This window comes from Geomonas paludis, from assembly GCF_014193585.1.
GTDB classification, from domain to species: domain Bacteria; phylum Desulfobacterota; class Desulfuromonadia; order Geobacterales; family Geobacteraceae; genus Geomonas; species Geomonas paludis.
Genome location: NZ_BLXY01000001.1, coordinates 946,466 through 964,450 on the forward strand (window position 1 = coordinate 946,466; position 17,985 = coordinate 964,450).

At 64.4% G+C, this 17,985-nt stretch carries 16 protein-coding genes and 1 other RNA gene; all 17 read left to right on the forward strand.

Features of this window, described 5'->3' with window-relative positions; translation table 11 throughout:
* Positions 1-5 precede the first annotated feature (5 nt).
* Positions 6-1,124, forward strand: coding sequence for a Nif3-like dinuclear metal center hexameric protein (locus tag H7687_RS03820; RefSeq protein ID WP_183345283.1), 1,119 nt, complete (start codon positions 6-8; stop codon positions 1,122-1,124).
* Positions 1,125-1,171: 47 nt separating this feature from the next.
* Positions 1,172-1,885 carry a zinc ribbon domain-containing protein gene (locus H7687_RS03825; protein WP_183345285.1) on the forward strand — a complete coding sequence of 238 codons (714 nt, stop codon included), beginning with the start codon at positions 1,172-1,174 and terminating at the stop codon, positions 1,883-1,885.
* Between the two features lie 103 nt (positions 1,886-1,988).
* Positions 1,989-2,409: RNase P RNA component class A (gene rnpB, locus H7687_RS03830), an RNA gene on the forward strand.
* A 253-nt stretch (positions 2,410-2,662) separates the two neighbouring features.
* Positions 2,663-3,157 (forward strand): hypothetical protein, encoded by a 495-nt coding sequence (locus tag H7687_RS03835; protein WP_183345287.1) that lies wholly within the window; start codon positions 2,663-2,665, stop codon positions 3,155-3,157.
* Positions 3,158-3,176: 19 nt separating this feature from the next.
* Complete coding sequence (locus H7687_RS03840) at positions 3,177-3,503, forward strand: hypothetical protein (protein ID WP_183345288.1); 327 nt, start codon at positions 3,177-3,179, stop codon at positions 3,501-3,503.
* 276 nt (positions 3,504-3,779) lie between these two features.
* Positions 3,780-4,262: a division/cell wall cluster transcriptional repressor MraZ gene (mraZ, locus tag H7687_RS03845; RefSeq protein WP_183345290.1), complete on the forward strand. Its 483-nt coding sequence runs from the start codon at positions 3,780-3,782 to the stop codon at positions 4,260-4,262.
* Positions 4,263-5,201, forward strand: a complete 939-nt coding sequence (gene rsmH, locus H7687_RS03850; RefSeq protein ID WP_183345292.1) for a 16S rRNA (cytosine(1402)-N(4))-methyltransferase RsmH — start codon at positions 4,263-4,265, stop codon at positions 5,199-5,201.
* Between the two features lie 14 nt (positions 5,202-5,215).
* Positions 5,216-5,551, forward strand: a complete 336-nt coding sequence (ftsL, locus tag H7687_RS03855; RefSeq protein WP_183345294.1) for a cell division protein FtsL — start codon at positions 5,216-5,218, stop codon at positions 5,549-5,551.
* Positions 5,548-7,512, forward strand: coding sequence for a PASTA domain-containing penicillin-binding protein (locus tag H7687_RS03860; RefSeq protein ID WP_183345296.1), 1,965 nt, complete (start codon positions 5,548-5,550; stop codon positions 7,510-7,512). Before ftsL ends, H7687_RS03860 begins: the two co-directional genes overlap by 4 nt.
* A 14-nt stretch (positions 7,513-7,526) precedes the next feature.
* On the forward strand, positions 7,527-9,041 hold the full coding sequence (locus tag H7687_RS03865; protein WP_183345298.1) for a UDP-N-acetylmuramoyl-L-alanyl-D-glutamate--2,6-diaminopimelate ligase: 1,515 nt from the start codon (positions 7,527-7,529) through the stop codon (positions 9,039-9,041).
* 207 nt (positions 9,042-9,248) lie between these two features.
* On the forward strand, positions 9,249-10,655 hold the full coding sequence (locus tag H7687_RS03870; protein ID WP_183345300.1) for a UDP-N-acetylmuramoyl-tripeptide--D-alanyl-D-alanine ligase: 1,407 nt from the start codon (positions 9,249-9,251) through the stop codon (positions 10,653-10,655).
* Complete coding sequence (gene mraY / locus H7687_RS03875) at positions 10,655-11,731, forward strand: phospho-N-acetylmuramoyl-pentapeptide-transferase (RefSeq protein WP_183345302.1); 1,077 nt, start codon at positions 10,655-10,657, stop codon at positions 11,729-11,731. Before H7687_RS03870 ends, mraY begins: the two co-directional genes overlap by 1 nt.
* A gap of 84 nt (positions 11,732-11,815) precedes the next feature.
* Complete coding sequence (gene murD / locus H7687_RS03880) at positions 11,816-13,177, forward strand: UDP-N-acetylmuramoyl-L-alanine--D-glutamate ligase (RefSeq protein ID WP_183345304.1); 1,362 nt, start codon at positions 11,816-11,818, stop codon at positions 13,175-13,177.
* Between the two features lie 20 nt (positions 13,178-13,197).
* On the forward strand, positions 13,198-14,277 hold the full coding sequence (ftsW, locus tag H7687_RS03885; protein ID WP_183346047.1) for a putative lipid II flippase FtsW: 1,080 nt from the start codon (positions 13,198-13,200) through the stop codon (positions 14,275-14,277).
* Positions 14,274-15,356 carry an undecaprenyldiphospho-muramoylpentapeptide beta-N-acetylglucosaminyltransferase gene (gene murG, locus H7687_RS03890; RefSeq protein ID WP_183345306.1) on the forward strand — a complete coding sequence of 361 codons (1,083 nt, stop codon included), beginning with the start codon at positions 14,274-14,276 and terminating at the stop codon, positions 15,354-15,356. Before ftsW ends, murG begins: the two co-directional genes overlap by 4 nt.
* A gap of 117 nt (positions 15,357-15,473) precedes the next feature.
* Positions 15,474-16,859 carry a UDP-N-acetylmuramate--L-alanine ligase gene (gene murC / locus H7687_RS03895; RefSeq protein WP_183345308.1) on the forward strand — a complete coding sequence of 462 codons (1,386 nt, stop codon included), beginning with the start codon at positions 15,474-15,476 and terminating at the stop codon, positions 16,857-16,859.
* Positions 16,856-17,761: a UDP-N-acetylmuramate dehydrogenase gene (murB, locus tag H7687_RS03900; RefSeq protein WP_183345310.1), complete on the forward strand. Its 906-nt coding sequence runs from the start codon at positions 16,856-16,858 to the stop codon at positions 17,759-17,761. Before murC ends, murB begins: the two co-directional genes overlap by 4 nt.
* Positions 17,762-17,985 lie beyond the last annotated feature (224 nt).

Genomic DNA, 17,985 nt, shown 5'->3' on the forward strand with positions numbered 1-17,985 from the left:
GCGCGATGATAACTCCAAGAATTTCCGATCTAGTTGGAATAACTGGCAAAATTGCCCCAATTCACTTCGCTGAATCCTGGGACAACGTGGGGCTGCAGCTTGGCGACCCCGTCGGCCAGGTCTCCCGGATCATGGTGGCGCTCGATCCCGGCCGTCCCGCCGTCGAGGCGGCCATCGAGGCCGGCTGCCAACTGCTGGTCACGCATCACCCGTTCATCTTCTCTCCGCTCAAAAAGATCACCGCCGCCGACGAGACCGGCCGCCTTACCATCCTCGCCCTCAAGCACGACCTCGCCATCATCTCCCTGCACACCAACCTCGACATCGCCCATGGGGGCGTCAACGACCTTCTGGCCGGCCGCCTGGGACTCCAGGGCGCGCAGCCTCTGAAGATCACCGGCGGGGAGGAGTACGTCAAGATGGTGCTGTTCGCGCCGCGCGGCTTCGAGGAGAAGCTTTTGGCCGCGCTCTCCCCCTTCATGCCCCTGATCGGCAACTACCGCGACTGTTCCTACCAGGTCGAGGGGACCGGGCGCTTCACCCCGCTGGCCGGCGCCAAGCCCTTCGTGGGGGAGGTCGGCTCGGGACATGCCGAGCCGGAGAGCAGGCTCGAGTTCCTGATCATGAAGGAGCGCATCGGCGCCGCCGTGACCGCCCTGAAGGGGGTGCACCCCTACGAGGAGCCGGCCTACGACCTGTACCCGGTGCTGAACCAGGGGGCGCCGCGCGGGCTGGGACGTATCGGCACGCTGGCCGCCCCGGTGGCCGCGGGGGGCTTTGCCAGGGAGGTCCGGGAGCGCCTCGGTGCGGCAGGCGTGCGGCTGGTCGGGGACCCGGAGCGTCCGGTGAAAAAAGTGGCAGTCTGCGGCGGCTCCGGCGTGTCGCTGCTGCACGACGCGGCCCGCAAGGGTGCCGATATCCTGGTGACCGGTGACGTGAAATACCACGAGGCGCGCGAGGCCGAGGCCCTCGGGGTGGCGCTGCTGGACGCCGGCCATTTCGCCACCGAGCGGCTCATGATCGAGGGGCTCGGGGCGCAGTTGAAGGACGCCATTGCGGCGCGCCGTTTCGAGGCGGAAGTGGTGGAATACCAAGGAGAGCAGGAGCCTTTCAGCTTCTGGTGAGGCGTCTGCTCTTTAAGCACATAAAAAGGTAGTTGGGGAGGCGGATTTTGCGTAACAAACTGAAGGCGTTATACGAATTGCAGGAGATCGATCTCAGGATCGACGGGCTGGACGGGGAGAAGGCGCAGCTGGTGAGCGAGTCCCAGGCTCTGGACGCGAAACTTGCGGAAGCCCGTGAGAAGATCGCGGCGCGGCGCGAAGAAGTGAACACGCTCGAAGAGGAGAAGGGGGCCCTGGAGGCCAGCCTCGCCTCCGAGAACGACAACATCAACCGTTCCGAGTCGCACCTCAAGGAGATCAAGACCCAGAAGGAGTACCAGGCGGTCTCCAAGGAGATCTCCGGCGCCAAGAAGCTGATCGCCGAACTGGAGGAGCAGATCCTGCAGAAGATCAACGCCATCGAGGAGATCAACGCCGACATCGCCAAGCGCGAAGCCGATCTAGTCGAGCTGGAAGGGAACGTCGCCGCGCAGCAGGCCGAAGTGCAGCAGAAGGTGGAAGCGCTGGAAGGTGGGATTGCCAAGGATGCCGCCACCCGCGAAGAGACCATGAAGATCATCCCGGCCTCCGTGATGAAGCGCTACAGCAGGCTGCGCGACCAGAGAAGGGGCGTTGCCGTGGTGGAAGCCAAGGAAGGGAACTGCATGGGGTGCAACATGCACCTGCCGCCGCAGCTCTACAACACCCTGTTCCGCGCCGACGACGTGATCACCTGCCCGCACTGCCAGCGCATCCTGGTCATGAAGCAGGAAGTGGAGTAAGGCAGAGTAAGACTAAGATTAAGATTAAGATTAAGACTGAGATGAGGCCTCTGCTTTTCCTTAGTCTTAATCTCTGTCTCGATCTGCAGTAAAGATTTTGGCCGAAGCAGACCAGATGGTCGCCGTTCACCTCGCCTTGGGCGAAGGTGGAGGGAGGAAAGTCCGGGCTCCACAGGGCATGGTGCTGGATAACGTCCAGCGGGGGCAACCCTAGGGATAGTGCCACAGAGAGAAGTCCGCCCACCAGACCAAAGCTTTAAGGGGCTTGCCCCCCGAAGCCTTGGCGTAGGGGGGTAAGGGTGAAAGGGTGAGGTAAGAGCTCACCGGGTCCGGCGGCGACGTCGGATGCCAGGTAAACCCCACCAGGAGCAAGACCAAATAGGGAAGCGCCAAGGACGGCCCGTCCGTGCTTCCGGGTTGGTTGCTTGAGGGTGTCGGCAACGGCACTCCTAGATGAATGACTATCACCCGCCTCCGGGTAACCGGCTGCGGGAACAGAACCCGGCTTACGGGCTGCTTCGGCCAATTTTCAAACAAATAGAATTAAACGCAAAGCCTCTCCGAAGCTCCAACTCCCCTCGGATGCAAAGCTGGAGCTTTGCGCCATATGGGGTTCCCAAGCTGGAACTTGGGAACCAGGAAAGGTCATCACCAGTCAGGTTCGTTTTTGTGCTGTCTTTGCGTCATTGCGGCTTTGCGTTAACCATCGGTTTGTAGGTGTAGACTCGCCTTCCGATCACACCGGACGGCGTTTTTTTATGGTGCAAGAGGTTTGAAGTGACCGGTTGGGATCATGAGTGGCAGGGGGCGGTAGGGAAGGTGACGGCGGCGTTCGGACGGCTGCCGGATGCCGTCCGCCTGGAACTGGCAGCCTCGGCCCGGGCCATGGTCGCCCACAAACAGGCGATGCAGCAACTGGTCACCCGGGTCGATGCCGCCGCCCATTGCGCCGGCTGCGGCGGGGCCTGCTGCGCCAAGGGGAAATACCACTTCAGCGCCGCGGACCTCCTGGTGTACCTGGCCACCGGGCAGCCGCTCTTTACGCCGCGCTTCGACAACGGGCTCTGCCCGTTTCTGGGCGAGCCGGAGTGCCTGATGCCGCCGGGCTACCGGCCCTTCAACTGCATCACCTTCAATTGCGACCTCATCGAGGATCAGATGCCGCGGGACGAAGTCGCCCGCTTTTACCGGATGGAGCAGGAGCTTGCCGCCCGCTACGCCGAGATCCGCGCCCTGTTCCCGGCGCGGAGCATGGACGGCTCCCTGCTTTGACCCCACAGGAGAAGTGACCATGACGACCACCATCAACGACATCGTGCTGGCGCACATCGACAACAAACCCAGCTTCTACGCCCGGATCGAGGACATCACCCCGGACGTGAAACCCGGCTGGTGGCAGGTGCAGCTCCTGGTGCTCACCGTGCCGCTCCAGGTCTACCACTGGATACTGGACGAAAGCCAGGTCAATGGCGCCCCCTTCACCATGTCCGGGACCCCGATCATGCTCGAGAAGGTGGTGTCGCCGGAACCTCCCGAGAAGCCGGTGGCGCCGGTGGACAGCGGCGGCTCCCAGAAGAAGGGGAACGTGGTTTCCCTCTTCGACAGGAAAAAGAATTAATAATGTCGCACCGTTCCGGGCGGGGCCTTAAAGGCCCCGCCCGCCGCGTTTCGCCCTTCGCTGTTCGCTAGGTCTTTTAATTTACTCCGGTTCACTCCCCGCTTTTACCACTTCTTGCCACCGGTTGCCGTCCCCTCGCTTAACTCCTCGGAAAACCTCCCAAAAATTCCCTATTTGCCGCTAATTTTGCCTTGACATCAATCCTTGCCTCCCGTATAGTTCGTGCACGAAAGTGGTATGCAGTGGTATAAAGTGGCAACGAGTGCCGGGGAAACCATGTTCAGAGGGAAGTTCGACACGACCATCGACGCCAAGGGGCGTACCAGCATTCCCGCGAAATTTCGCGAGGTTCTGCTGGACAGCTTCGGCGACGAGCGCTTCTTCCTCACCAAGTCCAGTCCGCTGAGGCTGGGTGGTGGGCAGATGGGCTATGGTCTCGTCATCTATCCCTACACCGAGTTCCTGGCCCTCGAGGAAAGGCTCAAGGACGGGGCCGCCCTCGGCTTCTCCGCCGAGCAGTTGGCCTCGGTGCGCCGCACCATCCTGGTTCCCGCCGTCGAATGCACGGCGGACAAGCTGGGCCGCATCCTGGTTCCCACCGACCTGAGAAAGACCGCGCAGCTGGAGCGCGAGCTCCACTTCGTCGGCATGCAGAAAAAGATCGACATCTACAGCCAGGCGGTCTGGGCCCAGGTCTGCGCCCAGGACGAGCAGAACTTCCCGCTCGACGCACCGGGCCTCACGGCGCTGGGCCTCTAGATGGCGGATTTCCATCACATATCGGTACTCCCGGACGAGGTCCTCGAGCTGGTCGCCCCCAAATCGGGCGGCATCTACGTGGACGGCACCCTGGGAGGGGCCGGCCACGCCGGCCTGGTGCTCACGGCGAGCAGTCCGGACGGCGTCCTGATCGGCTTCGATCGTGACGCGGAGGCGATCGCGGTGGCCCGCGAACGGCTCGCCCCCTTCGGCGACCGGGTCAGGATCTTCCAGAGGAACTTCTCCTCGATAGCGGCGACCCTGGCCGAGATCGGGGTGGACGCCATCGACGGTTTCGTCCTCGACCTCGGGGTTTCCAGCCACCAGCTGGACAAGGAGGAGCGGGGCTTCAGCTTCCAGGCCGACGCGCCCCTGGACATGCGCATGGACCGAAGCTCCGGCCCGAGCGCAGCCGACCTGGTCAACACCCTCTCCGAGGCCGAACTGCACCGCATCATCGCCGAGTACGGCGAGGAGCGCTGGGCCAAGAGGGTCGCCTCCTTCATCGTGAAGGCCCGGGCCGAGGCCCCCATCGAGACCACCATGCAGCTGGTGGACATCATCAAGGGGGCCATCCCCAAGGCGAAGTGGGAGGAGCGGCTGCATCCCGCGACGAGGACCTTCCAGGGGCTACGGATCGCGGTCAACGAGGAGCTGAAGAGCCTGGAGGACGGGCTTGCCGACCTGCTGAAACTCCTGAAACCCGGCGGGCGCGGTGCAGTGATCTCCTTCCACTCGCTGGAGGACCGCATCGTCAAGGAGGCCTTCCGCGCCGCCGCCGCCGGCTGCACCTGCCCCAAGGAGCTCCCGATCTGCGTCTGCAACCGGGTGCCGCAGTACAAGGTGCTGACCAAGAAGGCGGTCAAGGCCGGTGATGAGGAACTGAACGCGAACCCGCGCTCCCGGAGCGCACGCCTGAGAGGCATCGAGAAGATTTAACAAGAGGTAGCACTATGGCACAGAGCAAAGTTGCCTACGGCAAGGTCGCCGCACCGGCACGACCCGGAGCGGTAGCAAGAGAGAACTGGATCAGTTTCCGGTACCTGACCGGGGTCATGGTCCTGCTTACGCTGGTTTCCATATTCCACGTCTGGTCCCGGGTCGAGGTGATCGATCTCAACCTGAGGATCGGCGAGGCGAACAAACAGTTCAGGGATCAGCAGCAGGAGAACAAGCGTCTCAAGGTGGAGGTGGCGTCCCTGAAGGCGCCGGCCCGCATCGAGGCGCTGGCCAAGGGTGAGCTCGGTATGGCGCTCCCCACCGACCAGCAGGTGGTCCTGGTCAAGTGATAGACAAGTGGGAGAAATGGGCCAGGGTCCGCATGCGCTTCGTGGCTCTGCTCTTCGTCGGATTCTTCATCGCGGCCAGCGGGCGCGCCTTCTACCTGCAGGTCCTGGACAACGACAAGCTGGTGAAGATCGCCGAGAAGCAGCACCAGAAGAGCATCCCGCTCACCCCCAGCCGCGGCGGGATCTACGATCGTAACAACGCCCCCTTCGCGGTCTCCATCGAGATGGACTCCTGCTACGCCGAGACCAGGAACATGGAGAACGTCTCCGAGGCGGCGGCGCAGCTGGCGCCGGCGCTGGGCTGCTCGAAGGAGGAGCTGGAGGCGAAACTGAAGGCGGCCAGGAACTTCGTCTGGCTGGCCCGCAGGATGCCCCCCGAGCAGGCGAAAAGGGTGAAGGCGCTGGACCTGGAGGGGGTCGGCTTCGTGAAGGAAAGCCGCCGCTTCTACCCCAACTCGCAGGTCGCAGCCCATGTGATAGGCTTCACCGGTCTGGACCCCAGCGGCCTGGAAGGGGTCGAGAAGAAGTACGACAACATCATCCTCGGCAACACCGGTTACCTGGTCACCGAGCGCGACGCCCTCGGGCGCGACATCGCTCTCAAGAAGGGGAGCGAAGGGAAGGCCGGCTCCAAGGGGAGCAACGTCGTCCTCACCCTGGACAAGAACATCCAGTACATAGCGGAGAAGGAGCTCACCAAGACCATCGAGAAAAACGGTGCCAAGGCGGGCATCGCCATCGTGATGGAGCCCGACACCGGGCGGGTGCTGGCCATGGCCAACTACCCCTCCTTCAACCCGAACAACGTCAAGGAACTGACCCCGGGGTCGATCAGGAACCGCGCCATCGCCGACAGCTTCGAACCCGGCTCCACCTTCAAGATCTTCCTGGTGGCGGCGGCGCTGGAAGCGGGGGTGATCCGCCCCGGCGACAGTTTCAACTGTGAGAACGGCTCCTGCAACATGTACGGCAGGACCATCCACGACACGCACAAGTACGGTGCGCTGACCGTGCCGCAGGTTCTCAAGTACTCGAGCAACATCGGCGCCGCCAAGATCGGCCAGAGGCTCGGCCCGCAGCGCCTGTTCACGGCGCTCACCGGGTTCGGGTTCGGTGAGAGGAGCAGCATCGACCTCCCCGGCGAAGTGGCCGGGATGCTCCGCCCGCAGGAGAAATGGTACGGCATCGACCTGGCCACCATCTCCTTCGGCCAGGGGGTGACCGCCACCGCCCTGCAGCTGACCGCCGCGGTTTCCGCCGTCGCCAACGGCGGCAACCTGATGAAGCCCTACCTGGTGGACCGGATCGTGGACGACGAGGGGGTGGTCCTGCAACAGTTCGGGCCCCAGTTGAAGAGAAGGGTGATCTCGCCGGAGACGGCCAAGACCGTGGCCCACATGCTCGAGGGGGTCGTGGGGGAAGGCGGGACCGGCACCGGGGCCGCGGTCGACGGCTACCGGGTCGCGGGCAAGACCGGCACCGCCCAGAAGGTCGAGGGGCGCAGCTACTCGGCCAGCAAGCGCATCGGGTCCTTCGTAGGCTTCGTGCCGGTCGAGAAGCCCAGGCTGGCCATCATGGTGATGGTGGACGAGCCGACCGCCAACGTCTACGGCGGTGTCGTTGCCGCGCCGGCCTTCAGCGCCATCGCACAGCAGACCCTGTGCTACCTGAACGTGCCGCCGGACAAAAGCATCAAGAAGAAGCAGGCACCGGCCCCCGAGAAGGTCACCCCGCAGGCGGAGCAGGCGGTGGTCGAGGGGGGGACGGTGGAAGGGGCGGACGCCGGGGCCATGCCCAACTTCCGCGGCATGAGCATGAGGCAGGTGCTGAGGGTCATGGAACAGCGCGGCCTCAACGTCAAGCTGCAGGGAAGCGGCCGGGCGGTGGAGCAGAACCCGCCGCCGGGAGCCCGCATCACCACGCAGGACCAGGTCTGGGTGCGCTTCGTGCCGTCGGCCTGATTCATGGGGGAACAATGGAACTGAGACAACTTCTGGCCTGTGTCCCGGGCGCCAAGGTAACCGGTGACGAAGCCATCGAGATAGGGGCGCTCTGCTACGACTCGCGGCAGGTGACGCCAGGCGCGCTCTTCTTCGCGTTGCGCGGGGTGAAGAGCGACGGAACAGAATTCGTGGCATCCGCTGTAAAGGGGGGGGCGGTCGCAATTATTGCGGACCGCCCCTGCGCCGTTGCCGGGGTTACCTGCGTCGAGGTGCCGGACGCACGCCGCGCCATGAGCCTCATGGCCGCCGTCTTCTACGGCACCCCCACCGGCGGCGTGCCGCTGGTCGGCATCACCGGCACCAACGGCAAGACCACCACCACTTACCTGGTCGAGGGGATCATGGAGCGCGCCGGCATCCCGGCCGCCGTACTCGGCACCATCAGCTACCGCTTCGGTGACACCAACATCCCGGCCCCCAACACGACGCCGGAGTCCGTCGACCTGCAGCGCATCCTGCGGGAACTGGTGGACCAGGGGGCGAAGGGCGCGGTGATGGAAGTCTCCTCGCACTCCCTGGAGCAGCGCCGTGCCGACGGCTGCATCTTCGACGTGGCCATCTTCACCAACCTGACCCGCGACCACCTCGACTACCACCTGGACATGGAGTCCTACTACCAGAGCAAGCTCCGGCTCTTCACCGACCTTTTGACCCCCAACGTGCACAAGCCGCTGCGGCGCGCGGTGGTCAACCTGGACGACCCGTACGGGGCGAGGATCGCCGCCGATGCCGCTGCGCCGGTGCTGACCTACGCCGTCAACGGCCCGGCAGACCTGAGCGTCGCCGAGGTGAACTTCTCGGTGCACGGCATCCGCTGCCGCCTGAAGTCGCCGGTGGGGGAGATCAACATCAACTCGGACCTTTTGGGGCGCTTCAACCTGTACAACATCATGGGCGCCGTGGGAGCGGGGCTTGCCCTGGGCATCCCCAAGGAAGCCATCGAGGCCGGCATCGAGGGGCACAAGAAGGTGCCGGGTCGCCTGGAGCGGGTTCCCAACGACCAGGGCGTCATCGTGCTGGTCGACTACGCCCACACCGGCGACGCACTGGAGAATGTCCTCTCCACCATCGCCGAACTGAAGACCGACCGGATCATCACCCTCTTCGGCTGCGGCGGCGACCGCGACAAGGGGAAGCGCCCGGTGATGGGAGAGATTGCCGCCCGCTACAGCGACCTCGCCATCATCACCTCGGACAACCCGCGCACCGAGGACCCGCAGGCGATCCTGGCAGACGTCCGTGCCGGCATCCCGGCGGGGATGAAAGAGTACAGCCTGGAGGAGTTGGAGGCCGGTTTCCGCGAGAAAGGCTTTGCCACCATCGAGTCCCGGCGCACCGCGGTGCGCGCCGCCATCCTGGCCGCGCGCCCCGGCGACATCGTGCTGCTGGCGGGCAAGGGACACGAGGATTACCAGATCGTCGGTACCGAGAAATTCCACTTCGACGACAGGGAAGAGGCTGCCGCCGCGCTGAAACTCAGGGCGTAAAAAAAGGTTCCCTTTTCCTTTATTTTGCGGCACATTACTGCGTTTGCGCCGCGAAGGTTTAAAGCCTCGCCCCCTCCCTTGACGGCTCGCCGGTTCCCTCTCCCGGAGGGAGAGGGGGATGTCTGGGGAGCAGCGGAAGTTCATGCCTCATCGGTTAAGAATAAGGACGCGTCGAGCGTCCAGCAGCATAAGGAAACAAGGATCCAGATGGCGATGTTCACGCTGAAAGAAATAGCCGAGGCAACCGGCGGCAGGATGATCGGGGAGGCCCAGACCGTCGTGTCGGGCGTTTCCACCGACTCGCGCCAGGTCGCCCCGGGTGAGCTGTTCGTTCCGCTCGTGGGAGAGCGCTTCGACGGCCACGACTTCATAGAGACGGCTGCAGGCCGCGGCGTGGCCGCGTTCCTGATGACCGAGAGCTGGCACGCCGCACACGGGGTGCCGGCAGGCGCCTGCGCCGTGACGGTGAAAGATACCCTGCGTGCCCTGGGCGACCTGGCCGCCTGGCACCGCCGCCGCTTCGACCTCAAGGTGGTGGCGGTGACCGGCAGCAACGGCAAGACCACCACCAAGGAGATGCTGGCTGGCATCCTGGCCCAGACCGGCCCCGGTCTGAAGACCGAGGGGAACCTGAACAACCTGATCGGCCTGCCGCTCACCCTGTTCCGCCTCACCGGCCGCGAGCGCTGGGCGGTGGTCGAGATCGGCATGAGCGAGTTCGGCGAGATCGATCGCCTGGCCGAGATCGCGGAGCCGCAGGTGGGCATCATCACCAACGCCTTCCCTGCCCACCTGGAGACCCTGGGGAGCGTGGAAGGGGTGGCCCGTGCCAAGGGCGAACTGTTCCTGCGCCTAAGGGAGGGCGCGGTCGCGGTCTACAACGTGGACGATCCTCTCATCTCCGCCTGCCCGACCCACCTGAACGTGACCCGGCTCACCTTCGGCCTGCGCGGCGCCGAGGTCTCCTCCGCGTCGATCAAAAGCCTCGGCAAAGAGGGCGAAAGCTTTACGCTGCGGCTTCCCGACGGCGAGGAGCAGGTGACGTTGAAGGCCTACGGACGGCACAACATCTACAATGCGCTGGCCGCCGCGGCCGCGGCGCACGCGCTCGGCGTTCCCGGCCCGGTGATCCGCCAGGGGCTCGAGGAATTCACCCCCTACGACAAACGCTTCCAGCTCGAGGACGTGGCCGGCGTCACGCTCATCGACGACAGCTACAACGCCAACCCCGCCTCCATGGCGGCCGCCCTGACCACCCTGAAGGATGTCGCGGGGGGCGCGAGATGCGCGGCGGTCCTGGGCGACATGCTGGAACTGGGGCTGGGGACCGAGGAAGCACACCGGGAGCTCGGCCACAAGGCGGCGACCGTGGAGCGGCTCTACCTTTTGGGCGAACTGGCCGTGCAGGTCGAGAAAGGCGCGCTGGAGGCGGGGCTGCCCGCAGAGCGCATCGTGCGTGCAGCAAACCACGACGAGCTTTCCCGCGAACTGATCGCCTGGCTTCAGCCCGGCGACTGCGTCCTCTTCAAGGGGTCGCGCGGCATGAAGATGGACAAGGTGGCGACGGCGGTAAAAGAGGCGCTGGCACCCACGAAACAAGGGGGGCATGACTGATGCTGTACCATCTTTTGTATCCGCTCGCCTCGGACTACAAGCTTTTCAACGTCTTCAAATACCTGACCTTCCGTACCATCTACGCCATGATCACGGCGCTGGTGCTGGCCTTCATCGTGGGCCCCTGGGTGGTCAGGAAGCTGGAAGGGCTGCAGGCGCGCCAGGTGATCCGCACCGACGGCCCCGAGTCCCACCTGAAGAAGCAGGGCACCCCCACCATGGGCGGGGTGCTGATCCTGGTCTGCATCATCGTGCCGACCCTGTTGTGGGCCGACCTGAAGAACGTCTTCATCTGGCTCACCCTGCTCATCATCGGCGGTTACGGCGTGCTGGGCTTCGTGGACGACTACAAGAAGGTGGTGGAGAAGAACCCCAAGGGGCTCTCGCCGCGCCAGAAGATGTTCTGGCAGGTGATCCTGGCCGGCGGCGTCGGCATCTTCCTCTACAACCTCCCCGGTTTCTCCACCGAACTGTATTTCCCCTTCTTCAAGAGGCTGCATCCGGAGCTGGGGATCCTGTTCATTCCGTTCGTGACCCTGGTCATCGTGGGCGCGAGCAACGCGGTCAACCTGACCGACGGTCTGGACGGCCTGGCCATCGGGCCGGTGGCCATCAACGCGGCCACCTACATGCTGTTCTGCTATATCGCCGGCAACGCGCGGCTCTCCGGATACCTGCAGATCCCCTACGTACCGGGTGGCGGCGAGCTTGCCGTCCTGTGCGGGGCCATGGTCGGCGCGGGTCTGGGATTCCTGTGGTACAACAGCTACCCCGCCGAGGTCTTCATGGGAGACGTCGGCTCCCTGTCGTTGGGGGGAGGGCTCGGTACCCTGGCCGTGCTCACCAAGCAGGAGATCCTGCTGGTCATCGTGGGTGGCGTCTTCGTCGTGGAGGCGCTTTCGGTCATTTTCCAGGTGGGCTCGTACAAGTACCGCGGCAAGCGGATCTTCCGGATGGCGCCCATTCATCATCACTTTGAATTGAAGGGGGTGGCCGAGCCGAAGATCATCGTCCGGTTCTGGATCATCACCATCATCCTGGCGCTGGTCGCCATCTCGACCCTGAAGATGCGCTAGCCATAACGTATTGCACCTGACCTCGCGTCCCCCCCCTTTGCGAAGGGGGGACAGGGGGGATTTAGGTTTGGAGAAGAAGGTCACATGGAATTAAAGGACAAGAAAATACTGGTGGTAGGGCTGGCCAAGACCGGCGTCGCCGTGACCCGCTTCCTGGCGGAGCGCGGCGCCCTGGTCACCGTCACCGACATGCGCGACGACGAGGCGCTTGCCGACGTCCTCGCCGAACTCTCCGATCTCGACCTCTGCCTGGAACTGGGGCGCCACGTCCCCTACAGCTTCCTGATGGCCGACCTGATCGTGGTCTCCCCCGGCGTCCCCATGGACATCAAGCCGCTGGAGATGGCGCGGGCCCAGAAGCGCCGCGTGGTTTCCGAGGTGGAACTCGCCTCCTGGTTCATCGAGGCCCCCATGGTCGCCATCACCGGCACCAACGGCAAGACCACAACGACCACCCTGACCGGCGAGATCTTCAAGGGGTGCGGCTTCGACACCTTCGTCGGCGGCAACATCGGCAATCCCCTCATCGAGCTCGCCATGAGCGGTGAGCGGGTCGAGCGCGTCGTGGTCGAACTCTCCTCCTTCCAGTTGGAGGGGGTCGAGAGCTTCCGCCCGCACGTCGCGGTGCTTCTGAACCTTACCGAGGACCACCTGGACCGCTACCACAGCTTCCAGGAGTACATCGACGCCAAGCTGCGCATCTTCGAGAACCAGGGGCCGGAGGACTTCGCGGTGCTGAACATCGACGATCCGCTGGTCGCCGCCTGCGCCTCAAAGCTCAAGGCGCGCCTCTTCCCGATGAGCCGTTTCCACGAGCTCGAGGAAGGGATCAGCTACCGTGACGGCTTCATCACCTTCGCCCACGACGGCAAGGTGCTCCGCTTCGGCACCGACGGCTTCAAGCTCAAAGGGGTGCACAACCTGGACAACATCATGGCCAGCATGGCATCCACCCTGCTCATGCGCTGCGACGGCGACTGCGCCTACGCGACGGTCAAGGATTTCAAGGGGCTGCCGCACCGCATGGAGTTCGTCGAGGAGGTCAACGGCGTCGCCTACTACGAGGACAGCAAGGGGACCAACGTCGGCAGCGTGGTGAAGTCCCTGGAGAGCTTCGATTCCGGCATCACCCTCATCGCCGGGGGCAAGGACAAGGGGGGATCCTACGAGCCGCTGGCACAGCTGGTCTCGCAACGGGTCAGTCATCTGGTCCTGATCGGCGAAGCGCGCGAGCGCATGCACCAGGCGCTGGGCGATCTCACCGACACCCACTTCGCCGATACCCTGGAGGAGGCGGTTGAAACCGCCCGGACGCTGACCCAGCCCGGTGGCGTGGTCCTCTTCTCGCCGGCCTGTTCCAGCTTCGACATGTTCAAGAATTACGAGGAGCGCGCCGAGCGCTTCAAGGCGGCGGTACGCGCGGCCAAGGAGGCTGAGAAGAAGTGAAGCGACTGGAGGGGTACGACATGATCGTGCTTATGATGGCGGTGATCCTCACCTGTTTCGGTGTGGTCATGGTCTACTCCGCGTCTTCCGTCATGGCTGCCAAGAAGTTCCACGACGGCTTCTTCTTCCTGAAACGGCAGTCCCTGTACGCGCTGATCGGCTTCATCGGCATGGGGCTCGCCATGCACGTCGACTACCACGTCTGGAAGAAGTGGGCGGTGCCGCTCTTCCTGGGGACCTTCTTCCTGCTCCTGCTGGTGTTCGTCCCCGGCATCGGCGGGACCGCCAAGGGTGCCTCGCGCTGGATCCGGCTCCCCGGCTTCAACTTCCAGCCCTCCGAGCTGGCCAAGGTGGCGCTGATCATGTACATGGCCTACTCCCTGGAGAAGCGGCAGGAGAAGCTGAAGCAGTTCATGTCCGGCTTCTTCCCGTACATGCTGATCCTCGGGGTCTTCATCGCGATCCTCCTGGCGCAGCACGACATGGGCGCCGCGCTCACCATGCTGGTGGTGGCCATCGTCATGCTCTTCGCTGCCGGCACCAAGGTGCAGTACATCCTGGGGATGGGGCTCGTCGCCCTGCCCGGCATCTGTTACCTGGTCTTCACCAAGGCCTACCGGATGCGGCGCATCACCGCCTTCCTGGATCCGTGGCAGGACCCCACCGACGCGGGGTTCCAGATCATCCAGTCCTGGCTGGCGCTGGGGACCGGCGGCTTCTTCGGCCAGGGACTCGGGGAAGGGAAGCAGAAACTGTTCTACCTCCCGGAGGCGCATACCGACTTCATCCTCTCCGTGCTCGGCGAGGAGATGGGGTTTGTCGGGGTGATCGTGATCGCCTCGATGTTCCTGTTGTTGGTACAGAGAAGCATCCGGGTCGCCATCGCCGCTGAGGACAGCTTCGGCCGCTTCCTCGCCTTCGGCATCGCCACCCTGCTCGGCCTGGAGGCTTTCATCAACATGTCGGTGGTCACGGGACTGCTCCCCACCAAGGGGATCGCGCTTCCGTTTCTTAGCTACGGCGGCAGTTCGCTGATCATTTCGCTTTGCGCGGTAGGCGTGCTTCTCAACGTCTCCACCAGGATGAGGGGGACACTATGAGGCTGATCATCGCGGGAGGCGGCACCGGGGGGCATCTCTTCCCGGGTATTGCGGTGGCCGAGGAATTCCTGGCCCGCGGGCCGGAGAACGAGGTCCTGTTCGTCGGCACCGAACGCGGCATCGAGGCGCGCCTGATGCCCAAGTTGGGCTACAAGCTGGAGCTGATCTCCGCCAGCGGCATGAAGGGGATGGGCACCGTCAAGAAGCTCATGAGCGCCGGGCGCCTGCTGTACGGCTACTCGCAGTCGAGGAAGATCCTGAAAGCGTTCAGGCCCGATATGGTGCTGGGTGTCGGCGGTTACGCCTCGGCCCCGATCCTCCTTGCCGCGCGCGGCATGGGGATCCGGACCTTCATCCACGAGCAGAACGCCGCCCCCGGCCTCACCAACAAGGTGCTGAGCCGCGTGGTGGACGGGATCTTCATCTCCATGGAGGAGGCTGCCAGCTTCTTTCCGGGGAAAAGCACCCAGATGACCGGCAATCCGATCCGCAAGGAAATCCTGTGGGGCTTCCAGGAGCAGCGCAGCAGGACTACGGGTGACACCTTCAGCCTGCTGGTTTTCGGCGGCAGCGCCGGCGCCCAGCGCATCAACAGTGCCATGCTGGAAGCGCTGCCCCACCTGGGAGAGGTGAAGCACAAGCTGCGCATCACGCACCAGACCGGGGAGAAGGACGTGGCGCGGGTGCGCGAGGGGTACCAGGCCCAGGGCGTCCAGGCGCAGGTGCTCTCCTTCATCGACAACATGTCCGCGGCCTACGGCGCCGCTGATCTGGTGATCTGCCGGGCCGGGGCGACCACCATCGCCGAGGTCACCGCCTGCGGCAAGGGGTGCATCTTCATCCCGTATCCCTTTGCGGCCGACGACCACCAGAGGAAGAACGCCGAGTCGCTGGTGAAGCGTGACGCGGGGCGGATGATCCTCGAGGAAGATCTGACCGGCGCGCACCTGGCCGCCGAGATCCTGAACCTGATGAATCACCCGGAGCAGGTAGCCGAGTTGGAGAAGAACGCCCGGTCCCTGGCCCAGCTCGACGCCGCCCAGGCCATCGTTGCGGCCATGGTTATGAAAGCAGATTAAGACTGAGATTGAGACTAAGGAAAACCTTAAGATAATGAGTCGGTCGGCACGGAAGGGAAAGTTTAGGTTGTTCTCAATCTTAATCTTTATCTTAATCTGCGACCGAAGGGAGCAAGAGTGTACGGAAAGATAGAGCGGATACATTTCGTCGGCATCGGCGGCATCGGCATGAGCGGGATTGCGGAGGTGCTGCTTAACCTGGGCTACAAGGTCTCGGGCTCCGACCTGCGCAGTTCGGACACCACCCAACGCCTGGAAACCCTGGGGGGCGAGATCTTCATCGGCCACGCCGCCGAGAATGTGGCACAGGCGGACGTGGTGGTCATCTCCAGCGCCGTGCACGAAGACAACCCCGAGGTGATCGAGGCGCACCTGAAGCTGATCCCGGTGATCCCGCGCGCCGAGATGCTGGCCGAGCTGATGCGCATGAAGTACGGCGTCGCGGTCGCCGGCACCCACGGCAAGACCACCACCACCTCGATGGTGGCGACGCTCCTGGCCAAAGGGGGGATCGACCCGACCATGGTCATCGGTGGCAGGCTGAACTCCCTGGGCACCAACGCGCGCCTTGGCCAGGGCCAGTTCCTGGTAGCAGAGGCGGACGAGTCCGACGGCTCGTTCCTGCTTCTCTCGCCGACTATCGCGGTGGTGACCAACATCGACGCCGACCACCTCGATTTCTACAGCGGTATCGAGGAGATCAAGGACACCTTCGTCGAATTCATCAACAAAGTTCCCTTCTACGGCCTGGCGGTACTCTGCCTGGATAACGGCAACATCGCCGACATCCTGCCGCGGGTGAAGAAGCGCTTTACCAGCTACGGGCTGTCGGCGCAAGCGGACTTCCGCGCCACCGACGTGCGCCTGTCCGGCTTCTCCACCAGCTTCGTGGCCCACCACAAGGGGGTCCGGCTGGGCGAGATCACCTTCTCCATGCCCGGTGCGCACAACGTGCTCAACGCGCTGGCCGCCGTCGCCGTGGCCATGGAACTGGACATCCCGTTCGAGACCATCCAGGAAGGCTTCAAGGCCTTCGGCGGTGTCGGGCGCCGCTTCTCCCTGAAGGGGGAAGTGAACGGCATCATGGTGGTCGACGACTACGGCCACCACCCGACCGAGATCAAGGCGACCCTGGCCGCGGCCAAGGCCGGCTTCGCGGAGAACCGCCTGGTGGTCGTGTTCCAGCCGCACCGCTACTCGCGCACCAAGGAACTCTTCGAGGACTTCGTCAAGGCGTTCCACGATGCGGACGTTCTGATCCTCACCGACATCTACGCGGCCGGCGAGGCCCCTATCGAGGGGATCACCGCCGAGTCGCTGGCGGCACGGGTCAGGAGGCACGGCCAGAAGGACGTCACCTGGATTCCGGAGCGGGACAAGCTCTGCGAGCACCTGGAGCGGGTGCTGGCCCCGGGCGACATCCTGCTCACCTTGGGCGCCGGCAACGTCTGGCAGGTGGGTGAGACCATGCTGGAGCGCCTGAAGGCTGCGGGGGACAAATGACCTGGTCCCGGGCCCATCTGGAGCAGGTCGCACAAGGGACGCAGGGAACCGTCCTGTGGGACGAACCCATGTCCCGGCACACCTCGCTCAGGGTAGGCGGCCCGGCGGATCTCTACCTGGAGCCGGCGGACATCGACGACCTGCAAAGGGTCCTGGAACAACTCCGGTCGGCAGGCATTCCCTGCCTGGTCATCGGAGGGGGCTACAACCTCCTGGTCCGTGACGGCGGCATCAGGGGGTGCGTGGTCTCGTTGAAAGGATTGGACACCCTGGAGCCGTTGCCGGGAGCAAGGCTCGACGTCGGCGCCGGGGTCACCAACCAGGCCCTCACCCGCTTCGCGGCGCAACAGTGTCTGGGCGGGATCGAGTTCCTGAGCGCCATCCCGGGGAGCTTCGGCGGCGCGCTGGCGATGAACGCCGGCGCCCACGGCGGCGAGACCATGCAGCGGGTCGAGTTGCTCACCACCCTGCGGGAGAGCGGGGTGCTGGTGCGCAAACGGGATGAGTTGCAGTACGGCTACCGCTTCCTGAAGCTGGAGCCTGGCGAGATAATCCTGGGGGCGCGGCTAAGGCTGGAACCGGTTGAGCGCCGTCTGATCGAGGAGAGCATCCAGGAGTACATCGCCAAGCGCGGCGGCCAGCGGGTCGGCTTCCCCAACGCAGGGTCCTTCTTCAAGAACCCGGCCGGCGGGAGCGCCTGGCGGTTGATAGACGAGGCCGGACTGCGCGGCTGGATGATTGGTGGAGCCCAGGTCTCCGAGGTGCACACCAACTTCCTGGTCAACAAGGGGGGCGCCCTTGCTGCCGACTTCCTGGCCCTGGCGGAGCTGATCAAGTCGCGGGTGAAGGAGACCGCCGGGATCGAGCTGGAGGAAGAGGTAAGGATAGTCGGGGAAGGATAGCTCAGAGATATCTATTTCTGTCGCAGTTTCCCTCACCCCGACCCTCTCCCAGAGGGAGAGGGGGGACACGCACCCCCGGAGGGAGAGGGGGGACACGCACCCCGGAGGGGGCAACCAAAGTCCCTCGCCCCCCGGGAGAGGGTGGCCGAAGGCCGGGTGAGGGCGCTGGCAGATGCAGAAATTGTGCTCATGGCGCATCCCTCACCCCGACCCTCTCCCAGAGG